The sequence below is a fragment of the Streptomyces sp. XY006 genome (assembly GCF_002237655.1).
Lineage (GTDB): Bacteria > Actinomycetota > Actinomycetes > Streptomycetales > Streptomycetaceae > Streptomyces > Streptomyces levis.
Window position 1 is genome coordinate 46,801 of sequence record NZ_NOKT01000042.1, and the last position, 14,783, is coordinate 61,583.

General features: G+C 71.3%; 9 protein-coding genes. All 9 read right to left on the minus strand.

The genetic code is table 11. The annotated features are described in order from the left end of the window. Nucleotides 1-92 precede the first annotated feature (92 nt). Complete coding sequence (locus CHR28_RS34415) at nucleotides 93-1,301, minus strand: glycosyltransferase family 2 protein (protein WP_094057646.1); 1,209 nt, start codon at nucleotides 1,299-1,301, stop codon at nucleotides 93-95. A gap of 202 nt (nucleotides 1,302-1,503) precedes the next feature. After that, nucleotides 1,504-3,588, minus strand: a complete 2,085-nt coding sequence (locus CHR28_RS34420) for a hypothetical protein (RefSeq protein WP_094057647.1) — start codon at nucleotides 3,586-3,588, stop codon at nucleotides 1,504-1,506. A 203-nt stretch (nucleotides 3,589-3,791) separates the two neighbouring features. After that, nucleotides 3,792-5,288, minus strand: a complete 1,497-nt coding sequence (locus tag CHR28_RS34425) for a bifunctional cytidylyltransferase/SDR family oxidoreductase (RefSeq protein ID WP_094057648.1) — start codon at nucleotides 5,286-5,288, stop codon at nucleotides 3,792-3,794. A gap of 333 nt (nucleotides 5,289-5,621) precedes the next feature. After that, complete coding sequence (locus CHR28_RS34430; RefSeq protein WP_094057649.1) at nucleotides 5,622-7,172, minus strand: alkaline phosphatase D family protein; 1,551 nt, start codon at nucleotides 7,170-7,172, stop codon at nucleotides 5,622-5,624. 266 nt (nucleotides 7,173-7,438) lie between these two features. Next, nucleotides 7,439-8,920, minus strand: a complete 1,482-nt coding sequence (locus CHR28_RS34435) for an FG-GAP-like repeat-containing protein (RefSeq protein WP_094057657.1) — start codon at nucleotides 8,918-8,920, stop codon at nucleotides 7,439-7,441. Nucleotides 8,921-9,062: 142 nt separating this feature from the next. Next, nucleotides 9,063-10,496, minus strand: a complete 1,434-nt coding sequence (gene obgE, locus CHR28_RS34440; RefSeq protein ID WP_094057650.1) for a GTPase ObgE — start codon at nucleotides 10,494-10,496, stop codon at nucleotides 9,063-9,065. A gap of 124 nt (nucleotides 10,497-10,620) precedes the next feature. After that, nucleotides 10,621-10,875, minus strand: coding sequence for a 50S ribosomal protein L27 (gene rpmA, locus CHR28_RS34445; RefSeq protein ID WP_010041940.1), 255 nt, complete (start codon nucleotides 10,873-10,875; stop codon nucleotides 10,621-10,623). Nucleotides 10,876-10,889: 14 nt separating this feature from the next. Then, on the minus strand, nucleotides 10,890-11,210 hold the full coding sequence (gene rplU, locus CHR28_RS34450) for a 50S ribosomal protein L21 (protein ID WP_003990208.1): 321 nt from the start codon (nucleotides 11,208-11,210) through the stop codon (nucleotides 10,890-10,892). Between the two features lie 232 nt (nucleotides 11,211-11,442). After that, a partial coding sequence (locus CHR28_RS34455) for an Rne/Rng family ribonuclease (RefSeq protein WP_094057658.1) occupies nucleotides 11,443-14,783 on the minus strand: 3,341 nt, incomplete at its 5' end.

The window sequence follows — 14,783 nt, forward strand, 5'->3', positions numbered from 1 at the left end:
ACGCCTCGACAGCGCGCCAGGACTCCAGGACGACAGCGCGCCAGGACTGCGGAACGCCCCGCGGGGCCGGGGAGACCCGGCCCCGCTCCCGTTCAGGCCGCCGGCCGCACCTCACGGGACGTCAGCACGCGCCGCGCCTTGCGCACCGCTCGCCGTACGAACGTGTCGACGCCGCCCTCCCGGTAGCCCGGGAACGCCCGGGCCTCGCGGGGCCCGGCGAGGTAGACCGCGTCGGGGATGCCCGCGGCACGGTCGCGGAAGTGCGGGTAGGCCAGGTAGACCCGGCGGCCCTTCCTCTCCAGCAGGGCCGCCGCCTGCTTCTTGGCCTTGACGAACTGCACCACGTCCAGGAGCAGGTCCGCTCGCTGCTCGGCGACCAGATGCAGGCGCAGCCGCTCGTGGACCTTCAGGCGCTGGGCGACGCCCTCCGTCCAGTAGGCGTCCATCAAGGGCTTGGCCAGCTCCAGCTTGTGCCGCCGGATCTCCTCGCTGTCGGTGGCGAACTTCGGGCCGAACTGCGGCAGCAGCGTGACCAGGAAGGGCCGGACCATCAGCTGGTCGCGCCGGCCGCCCGCTGGGACGAGCTCGGCGATGAGGTGCATCAGGGCCCGCGCGGAGTCGAAGCGCAGCGTGTAACCGCCGCTCTTGGTCACGTGCTTGCCGTCGTCACGGCCGACCAGGTAGTAGCAGGTGTGGTCGGCGACCACCGAGACGCCGTTCGCCCGGAGGTAGGCCTCCATCGTGAACAGCGCGTCCTCGCCGGTGAACAGCGACTCGTCGAACCGCATGCCGTGCCGGTCCAGCAGCTCGCGGCGGAACAGCTTCTGCGCGCTCAGCGTGAACTTGATGTTGGAGGAGTAGACGTCCGTCCGCTCCACCGTCTTCCCCCACATGGACTTCGGAGCCGAGCGGTTGACGCCCTCGACCTTGCCGAGGACGACGTCGGTGCCGGCCCGGTCGGCCATGGCGACCATCCGCTCCAGCGCCTCGGGGCCCAGCCGGTCGTCGGCGTCGAGGAAGAAGACGTAGCGGCCGCTCGCCTTGCCCAGGCCGACGTTGCGCGGGCCGCTGGGGCCACCGGAGTTCTCCTGCCGGATCACCAGGACGTGCATGGGCGCCCGCGCGGCGAACTCCTCCAGGTACTCCCCCGTGCCGTCCGTCGATCCGTCGTCCACCGCGATGACCTCGATGCGTTCCGGACCGATGGTCTGTGCCTCGACGGACGAGAGGCACTCGATCAGATACGGCATCGCTTCGTACGCCCCGATGATCACGCTCACATCAGGCTGCGTCACGGTCACGTTTCCCCCTAGTCAATGGGATATTCCCCCCGTATCGCCTCATTCGCTACTTGGTAGACGGGTGATCGAGGCAAGCGGTTGCCTCGCACGCAGGTGTTAGTGGGACACGTCACATGGTGAACGGACAGGAAACGGGAGCACAAAGAAGTCCGGCCCCCGAGGACTTCCTCGGGGGCCGGACTCCTCAGCTGTGGGCGGCAGTTCAGCCCGTGCCGACTCCGTCCGTGTCACCGGCCGTGGACACCCGCTGCCCGGGCACGGCGTTCGCCAGCTCGGTTTCGGCCTCGGCCAGGGCGGCCGCGTCCCGTGACTGCTGGCCGACGTTGCGCGTCTCGGCCTTGAGCGCCAGGTTCGCGACGGCGGTGTTGAACTGCTCCAGGGAGGTCGGCTCGTCCGGGCCCAGCAGGTACTGCTTGAGCTCCTTGCGGTCCTCGGCCAGCGGATCGGCGGCCGGGTCGCGCACGGCGCTCAGCAGCTCGCCCAGCTCCTTCGCGCTGTTGGAGAGGATCACCGCGGCCCGCACGGCCGTGTTGTTCCGCTTGAACTCCTCGACGCCCACCTCGGCGGAGTCCGTCACCGCGTACGGCTTGCCGCTCGCGATGAAGTCGGAGACCACGCTGGAGATGTCGGAGACCATCGCGTCGGAGACGTTGAAGCAGTCGTACAGCCGCGGCTCGGCGCCGGTGATGACCCGGTGCTCCCAGTCGGGGAAGGAACGCCAGTAGGCGTCGTTCCACTCGGCGCGCAGCCGGGCGACCTCCTCGTGCCGGGCGACGTCGACCAGCCCCTCACGCGTGGCCTCGGCCTCGTCGCCGCGGTCGCCACCGGCGCCGGACAGCTGCGCCAGCCGGGCCTCGATCCGGTCCAGTTCGGCCTTGGCCTGCGCCTGGGCGGCGGTGTCGGCGACGAAGCGCGGGTCCATGGCGCGCTCCGCTGCGGCCTTGCGGACCAGGGCGGTGATGCGCTGGTGGGCGGCGCCGGCCTCCTTGCTGACCGTGCCGGTGAACGGGTGCGGCTTGTACAGGACGCGCACGGGCGGGTCGGCGGCGACCAGCTTGCGCACGATGTTCTCGCCGGCCAGCACGATCGAGGTGTTGCCCGGGTTGCCGTCCCAGCCCTCCCAGGTGGGCGCGTACAGCACGGTCGGGATGCGGCCCTCGGGCACGCCCTGCCAGGGCTGGATGGGGGCGAGCTGGGGACGCCCGACCTCGACGATGTCGTCGTCGCGGACGCCGACGTCGGCGATGGCGTAGCGGTCGCGGCCCGCGCGGCCGGCCGTCCACACCTCGTCGTAGACCTTGCTGAACGGGTTGACGCTGGCCAGCTTGTCGCTGTCGCCGTGGCCGATGAAGACGTGCTTCATGGTGGGCACGCGCAGCAGGTGGATGTTCTTGCCGACGTTGGCCGCGTACAGCGCGACACGCACCGTGGACAGGTCCAGGTTCATCAGGTGCACCCCTCCGGGCACGCAGATGACGGGGACCGTGGTGGGCGCCAGGTTGTTCAGGATGGCCCGCTCGCGCAGGATGATCAGCGGCTTGGAGTCCAGCTTCTCCATCGTGTCCAGCCACATGTTGACCTGGTACGCGGAGTCCTTCGAACCGGAGAAGTACAGCACCGTCTCCGGCTGGTACTCGCCCAGCCAGTCGTCGACGGCGGCCAGCACGCGCTCGGCGTTCGGCGGGATCTTCCGGCCGCGCACGTAGGGCACCAGCGTCAGGACGTACAGGGTGGCGAGGGCCACCGTGATGCCGATGCCGATGAAGCCGATCAGGGAGGACTTCAGCTGCGCGGCCAGGAGGATGCCGACGACCGCCGCGAGGTCGAGGTGGAGCATCTTCTCCGCGGAGCGGTGCAGCAGCCGGCGCGGCGGGGCGTCCGGGATGCGGATGCGCGACTTCAGGTCGACGTTGCGCGTGGCGACCGGCATGCGGCGGCGGTTGCGGATGAGCTGCACCAGCGCGCCGTGCGGGGCCTGCAGACCGTAGAAGGCGATGAAGCAGGCGATCGCGCCGTAGTAGATCAGGTTGTCCGCGAGGGACAGCCGGGCCAGCAGCAGGACCAGGAGCAACTGCCGGATCAGGAAGCGGATCGACAGGCCGGCCCGGACCTTGCCGAGGCGGTTGATCAGGTAGCTGCCCTTGCGGTGCAGATAGTGGTCCGCCAGGTACGTCACGGCGGCCGCTGCCGCGAAGGCGGGAACGCTCGGGACGAGCGCGGCCAGCATGAGGGCGGGGAAGCCCGCCACCATGAGGACCGCCGCGGCCAGCTCGGCCGCGCTGCCCACCCGGGCGACGCGAATAGCGGTGGATATCACGGAGAAACCTGCTCTTGAGAGGGGTGTGCCGGTCTTGGTTCTGAATGCGGCTGGTCTGTGAATATTCGCGGGACTGTATGGATTCAGGCCCCTGCGAACACTCCCGTTGACGGATCCCCGTTAACAGGAGGGCGCAGAGGCCTGAATTACCGAAGTCTAATTGCCGCCAATTATTACACGCCGTCCTGCCGGTCCAGCACCGAGGCCAGCGCCTGCTCGAAGCCGGACGCACGGGCCGCGCCGGCCGTCGGGTCCTGCTGGCGGACGTCGATGACGTGCCCGGTCAGCTCGGAGAGCAGCACGTCGAGCGACGTACGGGCGACCGCCTCGGAGGACAGCAGGGAACCCGCGGGCTCCTGGCCGAAAGCCTTGGTGCGCATGGGGGTGGCGGTGCGCTCGGGGTTGATGCAGTTGACGCGGACGCCGTCGCCGGCCCACTCGTCGGACAAGGCCTGGGTGAGGTTCACCATGGCGGCCTTGGTGGAGGAGTACAGGCTGTACTCGGCGCGGCCGCGGGTGTAGCTGCTGGATGTGTAGAGCAGCAGCTGGCCCTTGGTCTCCGACAGGTACTTGTACGACGAGCGGGCGATCTGCACCGGGGCCAGGTAGTTGACCTTCAGCGCCTCCTCGATGGTGGCGTTGTCGGTCTCGGCGAGCTTGCCTATGCGCAGCACGCCGGCGGTGTTCACCACGTAGTCGATCCGGCCGGTCTCGGCGTACGCCTTGGACAGCGCGTCGTCGACCTCCTCCGGGTTCTCCACGTGGGTGCCGGTGGTGGAGCGGCCGAGGGCGTAGACCGTGGCGCCGTAGGACTCGGCGAGCTCGGCGATGTCCTTGCCGATGCCGTAGGAGCCGCCGAAGACGACGACCGTCTTGCCGGTGAGCAGCTCGCGGTAGGCCTCCTCGGAGACCTGCTCGGGCGCGGCCGTGGAGGCGAGCTGGAAGAGCTTGTCGGCGATGAAGACGTCGACGGGCTGCGTGACCTTCATGTTGTACTCGTCGCCCGCGACGACGTGGATCGGCACGTCGGGCAGGTACTTGAGCACGACGGAGCAGTCGTCGGTGGCCTGGAAGTTGGGGTCGCCGGCGGCGACCTCGTAGGCCCGCTTGATCGTGGACAGCTTGAAGGCCTGCGGCGTCTGGCCGCGGCGCAGCCGGGAGCGGTCCGGGATCTCGGTGATGAACTCGCCGTCCCCGCCGTGCGTGCGCGTGACGATGATGGTGTCCGCGGACGGGATGGCCACGTCGACGGCCTGGTAGCGCTCCAGCGCGGTGACGCAGTCGTCGATGACGCGCTGCGACAGCAGGGGGCGCACGGCGTCGTGGAAGAGGACGTTGACGTCCTCGCCCTCGGCGAGACCCTCACCGAGGGCCGCGATGGCGCGCTCGGTGGTCTCGTTCCGCGTGGAACCGCCCTCGATGATCTTCGAGACCTTCTTGAACCCGGCCTTCGCGACGATCTTCTCGACGTCGGGCACGTAGCCCTGCGCCATCAGCACGATGATGTCGTCGATCGAGTCGGCGTTCTCGAAGGTGGTCAGCGTGTGCTCGATGACTGCCTTGCCGGCGATCTTCAGCAGCTGCTTGGGGATCGACAGACCCACCCGCTGACCGGTGCCACCGGCCAGGATCACTGCGGTGGTACGGGGCTTGGCTATGTGCTGGGACACAGGTGACCTACCTTGGGGCGACAGGGAACTTCGAAATGGTCCCACTCTTGGTTACCGCAGTGCAAGGTGAGCGCCCTCCGCCGCATATGTGCGCGCAACCTGTCATTCACCTGGTACTGCTGGTGATTGGTGAGACGGTTCCAGGGCCTCGTGAGGGTCCCTCTAATTGCTGTGAGTAACTCCACAAGGAGTTCTCGATCAAGATTCCGCAGCAATTCGGTCTCGGTGCGGGCAAGGTGGCGCCCGCGCGCTCGGCCGCGCCCGTACGACGGGAGCCCGGGACTCCGAAGAGTCCCGGGCTCCCGTGTGCCCCCGGCCGTACCGGTGTCGCGGTCAGACGACCTCCACGCCCGGCCGGCCCGCCTCGACCCGCAGCCGCGCCAGCGTGCTCGGCGTCGCCTGCGGCTGCCGCACGGTGTCGACCACCCGCACCTGCGCGTCGATGCCGGCCCGGCGGATGTCGAAGAGGTGGTAGCCGCGGTGCGCGTCGAGCAGCTTCCAGTGCGGGTTGTCCGGCCGCCGCGGGTCCCATTCCCTGCGGAAGGCCTCCTGGTCCTGGTCACCGTTGCTGGAGATGGAGGTGCCGACGAACTCGGCGCCGACGACCGCGGAGTCCGGGTCGGCGTAGTCCTCCTTGAGGTCGCTGATCATCGTCAGGTGCCGGTCGCCGGAGAGCACCACCGGGTTGCGGACCTGCCTGAACTCCTCCATGAACCGGTTGCGTTCCGCCTGGTAGCCGTCCCAGGCGTCGTAGAACCAGAGCTTGCCCTCGCCGACCTTGAGGTCCGTCTCGGCCATCATGATCTGCGAGGCGACGAGGTTCCAGCGGGCGGGCGAGTGCTGGAGGCCGTTCAGCAGCCACTGCTTCTGCCGCGCGCCCAGCATGGTCAGCGAGGGGTCCTGGGCGCCTTCCTGGCTGGTGGCCTGATCGCTGCGGTACTGCCGGGTGTCCAGGACGTTGAGCCGGGCCAGGCGGCCGAACTCCAGGCGGCGGTACATCCGGATGTGGGGGCCGTTCGGCACGGCGGTGGCACGGACCGGCATGTGCTCGTAGAACGCCTGGTAGGCCGCGGTCAGACGGGCCACGAACGCGTCGTGCGGCTGCTTGTCCGGATCCTGCGGGATCTCGCCCGCGAAGTCGTTGTCGACCTCGTGGTCGTCGAAGGTCACCACGAAGGGCGCGTTCGCGTGCATCGCCGCGAGGTCCGGGTCGGTGCGGTACTGGGCGTACCGGTTGCGGTACTGCACGAGGCTGAACGGCTCGCCGGTGCCCTCGTGCCGCCGCAGGGCCGTCGCCGAGGGCGTGGACTCGTAGATGTAGTCGCCGACGAACACCACGACGTCCGGATCCTGCTCCAGCATGTCCGCGTAGGGCGTGAAGTAGCCGTGCTGCCAGTTCTGGCAGGAGGCGAGGGCCATGCGCAGGGAGCCGCCGGCGCTGAAGGGGTGGGGCGCGGTGCGGGTGCGGCCGGTGGGCGAGAGCTGGCCGTCGGTGCGGAAGCGGTACCAGTGGACACGGTCCGCGCGCAGTCCGCGTACGTCCACGTGAACGCTGTGCCCGTACTCGGGCCGGGCCTGGGCGATGCCCTGGCGGACGACCTTTCTGAACCGGTGGTCCTCGGCGACCTGCCACTCCACGGGAACCACGCGCTCCGGCATGCCGCCGCCGTTCAGCGGGTCCGGGGCGAGCCTGGTCCACAGCACGACGCCGTCCGGGAGCGGGTCCCCGGAGGCGACGCCGAGGCTGAACACACCGTCGGGCAATGGCGTTTCGGCCGCGCGCGCGGCGGCCGGAAGCCACAGCTGGGCGGAGGCCGCGGCACCGAGCACCGCGGCGCCCGCGGTCAGAAAGCGGCGTCGGTCGGGGGACACTGCTCCGGTCATCGGCTGACTCCCTTACCTCGCTGGCCACATGGACACGGGGAAGCTTCACGCTCGCGGGCGGTCCGCCCGCTGAACGCCGGGGTTCACGTACATGACAACTAAGCAGACAAAAGAAGACCCGCCGCCAGCGCTGGAACAAGCCGTTGCCGGGGCGAGTCTGACGGTTGTTCAGTAGAACGGGTGAAGGGCCCTCAGTGAGACGGGTGACGGGTGGTCACCAGGGCGGGCGACCGGCAATGCCGGTGATCAGTAGGCGAAGCCGGTGATCAGTAGGCGAAGCCGGTGCCGAGCCGGGCCTCCGTGGCGGTCGTGCCGAGGAGCGTGTTGCCGAAGGCCGTGGTGCCGTTGGGGCTCACGACGGTCGTCGGGGCGGACGTGAAGGACCACACGAACCCCGCGTTGCCGTTCTCCCCGGGGGCGCCCGCCGACAGGTCGGCCAGGCCGTCCCGGTTCGCGTCCGCGAGGTGCACGGCCTTGCCGAAGGCGTCGCCCGTCTCGCCGGCGCCCGGCACATCGGCCGTGTTCTGCGTGACCACCTGGGCGCCGGTGCCGGTGAGCCCGCCCGCGCCGCCGCGCAGGACGACGACCGCGCCCGCGCCGGAGACCGTGCCCAGGTCCTCGCCGGGCAGGCCGGTCACCACGTCCGGGTGCCCGTCGCCGGTGACGTCGGCGACCTGCACGTCGGTGCCGAAACCGTCGCCCTTCTCGGCCGCGCCGGGCACGCCGGGGCTGTCCTGGTTGAGGTGCACGGCCCTGGTGCCGTCCGCGCCGTCCGCGCCGCCCGGTATGAAGGTGACCCGGCCGCCCCTGGCCGCGGGCGTGTCGAGGTCGCTGTCGTAGCCGTCGACGGCCCGGCCGACCACGATGTCGTCGAAGCCGTCCCGGTCGACGTCCCCGAGGTCGAGGTTCTCGCCGCCCTGGAGCCGGTGGCCGTCGGCGCCCTGCACGGTGGTGTAGGGCGCGAGCCCCTGCTCGCCGCCCAGCCAGTACACGATCCGCCGGGCGTCGTACTCGTCGCCGTCGTTCTCGGTGGCGGCGACGTCGCCGACGCCGTCGCCGTTGATGTCACCCGTGGCCAGGTCGAGGACGCGGCTGTCGAACTCGTCCGTGACGAGCTGCCCGCCGTGGGCGGTGGAGCCGTCCCGGGAGAACGGGCCGTTCAGCACCCGCAGGTTGAACTGGTTCTCGACGGTCACCAGATCCCCGGCGCCGTCGCCGTTCACGTCGCCGACGGCCAGCCGCCCCTGGGCCCCGAGGCCGTCGTAGGCCTTGCCGGTGGCCAGGACCGCGGCGCCGGCCAGCCCCTTCGGGCCGCCCCACAGCACCTCGACGAGCCCGGACTCCGCGCCGCCGTCGGCGGTGTCCTCGCCGCCCACGCCGACGACCAGGTCCGCGTATCCGTCGCGGTCGAGGTCGGCGGTGGTGAGCGCGCTGCCGAACGCGTCGGCCGTCTCGGGGCTGCCGGGCACACCGGCCGTGCTCTGGCTGACGACCTGACGCGTCGTGACGTCCAGCCCGTTCGCCGAGCCGTAGACGACGGCGACGTAGCCGGCGCCCTTCTTGCCGCCGACGGTCGCGCTCGGGGCGGCCACGACGAGGTCGGAGTAACCGTCACCGTTGAGATCGTCGTGGAGCGTCGCCGCGGTGGCCTGGCCGGCGGGCGCGGCGTGCGCGATCGTCGGGGCGGTGACGGCCGCGACGACGGCGACGGCCGCCACGGCCGTGCGGCCGAGCCTGCGCTTGCTCATGTACTGGGACACGGTGACTCCGGTGATCGACTGGGCAGTTGGCGTGCGGAAACACCAAGATCCGCTCCGCACCGCCCAGTACGACTCACCGCACGACGTGTTGGTTGCCCCGGAGTCCGTCGCGCGTTCGCCGCCCGTTCACTCAGAACGGCTCGAAGTCGTCGAACTCCTGCTGCGCCTCGTCCCGCTCGGCCTGCCGGTCCCTGCGGCGCTGTGCGGCCGGACGCGACTCCTCGAAGCGGTGGTCCTCGCCACGCCGGCCGAGCATCTCGGCACCGGCCGTCACGGACGGCTCCCAGTCGAAGACGACCGCGTTCTCCTCGGGGCCGATGGCGACGCCGTCGCCGCCCCGGGCGCCGGCCTTCATCAACGCCTCCTCGACACCGAGGCGGTTGAGCCGGTCCGCCAGGTAGCCGACCGCCTCGTCGTTGTTGAAGTCGGTCTGCCGCACCCACCGCTCGGGCTTCTCGCCGCGCACCCGGAAGACGTCGTCCTCGCGGGTCACGGTGAAGCCGGTGTCGTCCACGGCCTTGGGCCGGATGACGATCCGCGTGGCCTCTTCCTTCGGCTTCGCGGCCCGGGCCTGGGCCACGAGCTCGGCGAGCGCGAAGGACAGTTCCTTCAGCCCCAGGTGCGCCACGGCCGACACCTCGAAGACGCGGTAGCCACGCGCCTCCAGGTCGGGCCGCACCATCTCGGCCAGGTCCTTGCCGTCCGGCACGTCGATCTTGTTCAGCACGACCATGCGCGGCCGGTTGTCGAGCCCGCCGTACTGGCGCAGCTCCTCCTCGATGATGTCGAGGTCGGAGAGCGGGTCGCGGTCCGACTCCAGCGTGGCGGTGTCCAGGACGTGCACGAGCACACTGCACCGCTCCACGTGCCGCAGAAACTCCAGGCCCAGGCCCTTGCCCTGGCTGGCCCCGGGGATCAGCCCGGGCACGTCGGCGATCGTGTAGACCGTCGAACCGGCCGTGACGACGCCGAGGTTCGGCACGAGCGTGGTGAAGGGGTAGTCGGCGATCTTCGGCTTGGCGGCGCTCAGCACCGAGATCAGCGACGACTTGCCCGCGCTCGGGTAGCCGACGAGCGCCACGTCGGCGACCGTCTTCAGCTCCAGGACGATGTCCTGCACGTCCCCCGGCTCGCCGAGCAGCGCGAAGCCGGGCGCCTTGCGCCGGGCCGAGGCCAGGGCCGCGTTGCCGAGCCCGCCGCGACCGCCCTGCGCGGCGACGTACGAGGTGCCCTGCCCGACCAGGTCGGCGAGGACGTTGCCCGCCCCGTCCAGCACGACCGTGCCGTCCGGCACCGGCAGGACCAGGTCCTGGCCGTCCTTGCCCGAGCGGTTGCCGCCCTCGCCGGGCTTGCCGTTGGTGGCCTTGCGGTGCGGGGAGTGGTGGTAGTCGAGCAGCGTGGTCACGGACTGGTCGACGGTGAGGATCACGTCCCCGCCGCGACCGCCGTTGCCGCCGTCCGGGCCGCCGAGCGGCTTGAACTTCTCACGGTGGACGGAGGCACAGCCGTGGCCTCCGTTACCCGCGGCGACATGGAGCTCGACGCGGTCCACGAAGGTGGTCATGGTGGGTGCCTCCAGAAGTACGTGCGAGATTTACTTGTTCAACGAGATGTACTTGTTCAACAAGCGAAAGGCGGACCCGCCTTCCCGCAACGGGAAGTGAGGTCCGCCTCGCGAGAGTGTCCGATCAGGCGACCGGAACGATGTTCACGACCTTGCGGCCACGGTGGGTGCCGAACTGCACCGAACCGGCCTGGAGCGCGAACAGCGTGTCGTCGCCGCCACGGCCGACGCCCGCACCCGGGTGGAAGTGGGTGCCGCGCTGACGGACCAGGATCTCACCAGCGTTGACGACCTGACCGCCGAAGCGCTTCACGCCGAGCCGCTGGGCATTGGAGTCGCGACCGTTCCGAGTGGACGATGCGCCCTTCTTGTGTGCCATTTCTCCTCAGTCCCTTACTTCGCAGCCGTGGGGATCTCGGTGACCTTGATCGCCGTGTACTGCTGGCGGTGGCCCTGACGACGGCGGTAACCGGTCTTGTTCTTGTAGCGCAGAATGTCGATCTTCTGCCCCTTGTGGTGGTCCACGACCTCGGCCTGGACCTTGATGCCGGCCAGCACCCACGGGTCGCTGGTCACGGCGTCGCCGTCGACAACGAGCAGGGTCGAGAGCTCGACCGTGTCGCCAACCTTGGCAGTGGAAATCTTGTCAACCTCAACGATGTCGCCGACAGCAACCTTGTGCTGGCGACCACCGCTGCGCACGATGGCGTACACGCGGAACTCACTCTCTCGCTCGGGAAACGGCACCCCCGCAGGCCAGCCACCCGACACAGCGGGCGGCCTCTCCTGGGCGCCCGGCGCCCGGAGGATGAGGTTTACGGGGATGTGACGCGTCAGTCGACACGCCGACGGTCAAGGTTACGGGGCCGCGGCCGAGGGGGTCAAACCGAGCCGTGCCCCGGGCCTGTGCGTCCGGTCACTGCAGGACGCACAGGCTTCCCGCGGGTCAGTCCTCGTCGGTGGAGGCGGTGACGGAGGAGAGCGTCTGCTCCGCCGCCACGGTCTTCTTCGACGTGGCCTTCTTGGCGGCCGTCTTGGTGGTCTTCGCCGCCTTCTTGGCCGTCGTCTTCTTGGCCGTGGTGGTCTTCTTCGCCGCGGTCTTCTTGGTGGCGGCCTTCTTCGCGGTGGCCTTCTTGGCCGTCTTGCGGGCCGTCTTCTTGGCCGCGGGCTCCTCGGCCGTCACGGCCGCCTCACCCGTGTCACCCGCGTCGGCGGCCGGGACGGCGGCCTGCGCCGGCTCCTCCGCCGGGGCCGACAGGACGACCACGACGGCCGCCTCCTCGGACGCGGTGGGCGCCGTGGACTTGCGCACGGCACGGCGCCGCGGACGGGCCGGGGCCGCGCTCTCGGCGGACGCCCCGGCGACCGGCTCGGACTGCACGGCGACCGGCTCGGACTGTCCGGCCTGCTCGGCCGGAGCGGCCTCCGGGGCCTCGGACACCGCGGGCGCGGTCTCGGCCACCGTCACCACGGCGGCCTCGGCGCCCGCCGGCGAACCGGCCGGAGCGGACACCTTGCGGGTGGCCCGCCGCCGGGTGCGGCCCTTCGGCGCGGCCTCCTCGACCGGAGCGGCCGCAGCGGGCTGCTCGGTCTGCGCGGGCTGCTCGGTCCGCGCCGCCTCGACCACCGGGTCCTCCACGGCCGCCGGCTCGGCCTGCGCCTCGGCGGCCGGCTCCGGCTGCACGGGACGGACGGCCTCGTCCGCCGCGGTCACGTCCTGGGCCGTCGGGGCCCCGGCCTGCCCGGCCGCGTCGGCGACCGGCTCGACCGTGCCGCGCTCCGCCTTCACGGACTCGCCCCGCACGGTCTCGCCCCTCACGGACTCGCCGCGCGGCGCGCCCGCCGGGGCCGACGCCCGCCGGCTCGCCCGGCGCCGCGACCGTCCGCGGGTGGCCGCGGCCTCCGCCTCGGCGGCGCTGCTGTACAGCTCCTCGTCGGGCTCGAAGGCCGGCTCGGGCAGCGCGACCGGCTCGGCGACCTCGGCGACGACCTCGGCCTCGGTCTCCGCCTCCTGCTCGGCGGTCTCGACGGCCGCCTCGTGGACGTGCGGCTGGTCGGCAGCGCCGGCCCGGGCGCGCTTCTTGCGCTTGCCGCCGCCCCCGGTGGAGGTCGGCTGCTCCATGTGCACGATGACACCGCGGCCGTTGCAGTGGACGCAGGTCTCGGAGAAGGACTCCAGCAGGCCCTGGCCGACCCGCTTGCGGGTCATCTGCACCAGGCCCAGCGAGGTCACCTCGGCGACCTGGTGCTTCGTACGGTCCCGGCCCAGGCACTCCAGCAGGCGCCGCAGCACCAGGTCCCGGTTGGACTCCAGCACCATGTCGATGAAGTCGATGACGATGATGCCGCCGAGGTCGCGCAGCCGCAGCTGGCGGACGATCTCCTCGGCCGCCTCCAGGTTGTTCCGGGTGACGGTCTCCTCGAGGTTGCCGCCCTGGCCGGTGAACTTGCCGGTGTTGACGTCGACGACGACCATCGCCTCGGTCCGGTCGATCACCAGCGAGCCGCCGCTGGGCAGCCAGACCTTGCGGTCCAGGGCCTTGGCGAGCTGCTCGTCGATCCGGTACGTGGCGAAGACGTCGACCTCGGAGGTCCACTTCTGCAGCCGCTCGGCGAGGTCCGGGGCGACGTGCGAGACGTATCCGTGGATCGTCGACCAGGCCTCGTCGCCGCTGACGACGACCTTGGAGAAGTCCTCGTTGAAGATGTCGCGCACGACCCGGACGGTCATGTCCGGCTCGCCGTACAGCAGCGTCGGCGCGTTGCCGTTCTTGGCCTTCTTCTGGATGTCCTCCCACTGCTGCTGCAGCCGCTCGACGTCCCGGCGCAGCTCGTCCTCGCTCGCGCCCTCGGCGGCGGTGCGCACGATGACGCCCGCGTCCTCGGGGACGATCTTCTTGAGGATGGTCTTCAGCCGGGCCCGCTCGGTGTCGGGCAGCTTGCGGCTGATGCCGGTCATGGAGCCCTCGGGCACGTACACGAGGTAGCGGCCCGGCAGGGAGACCTGGCTGGTCAGACGCGCGCCCTTGTGCCCGATGGGGTCCTTGGTCACCTGGACGAGGACCGACTGCCCGGACTTCAGGGCCGTCTCGATGCGGCGCGGCCCGTTGGCCATGCCGAGCGCCTCGAAGTTGACCTCGCCCGCGTACAGCACGGCGTTGCGGCCCTTGCCGATGTCGATGAAGGCGGCCTCCATCGACGGCAGCACGTTCTGCACCTTGCCGAGGTAGACGTTGCCGACGTAGGAGGTCGACTGCTCCTTGTTGACGTAGTGCTCGACGAGCACGTTGTCCTCGAGGACGCCGATCTGGGTGCGGTCGCCGTGCTGGCGGACGACCATCACGCGCTCGACGGCCTCGCGGCGGGCCAGGAACTCGGCCTCGGTGATGATCGGGACGCGCCGGCGGCCCTGCTCGCGGCCTTCGCGGCGGCGCTGCTTCTTGGCCTCCAGACGGGTCGAGCCCTTGATGGACTGCACCTCGTCGGAGGGCTCGGTGCCCTTCTCGCGGGCGGGCCGGGGCTCGCGGACCTTGACGACCGTGCGCTCGGGGTCGTCGTCGGAGGGCTCGGCGTCGAGGCCGGAGTCACCGGCACGGCGACGGCGGCGACGGCGCCGGCGGCTGCTGCTGGAGCCGCCCCCGCCGGACGAGTCGTCCCGGTCGGCGGCCTCGTCGGCGTCCTCCCGGTCCTCCTCGGCCTGCTCGGCGGTGTCCTCGGCGTCCTGCGCGGCCTGGGCGGCGGCGATCTCGTCGGATTCGCCGTCGGCGTCGCCGTCGCTCTCGGCGGACTCGCCGCGACGGCGGCGGCGACCGCCCCGGCGGCGGCGCCGGCGCGAGCCCGGGCCCTCGGAGTCGTCCTGGTCGTCACCCTCGGCCTGGTCCTCGGCGGACTCCTCGGCCTCGTCCTCCGGCTCCTCGACAGCGGTCTCGGCGGCCTGGGCCTCGGGCTCCTCGCCGCCCCGGCGCCGGCGACGGCGGCGGGACGCGGAGGTCTGTTCGTCGCGGTCGGAGCGGTCGTCACGGCCGTCCTGTGCGTCGGGCGTGTCCTGCGCGAGGTCGTCCTCGGGCTCCTCGGCGGTGCCGGCCGCCTCGGCGGCGGCCGCGGCGGCGGCCCGCTCCGGGGTCTGGAACTGGGGCTCGGTGAAGACGGGCGGCTGGAAGAGCGCGACGGCCGGCCGGGCGGGGCGCGCCGGTCCCTCACCCTCGGCCGCGGTCGCACCGGCGGCGCGCTTGGCGGGCTGGGCGGGCTCGGCGAAACCGCCGGCGGCCCGGCGCACGACCCGGCGGC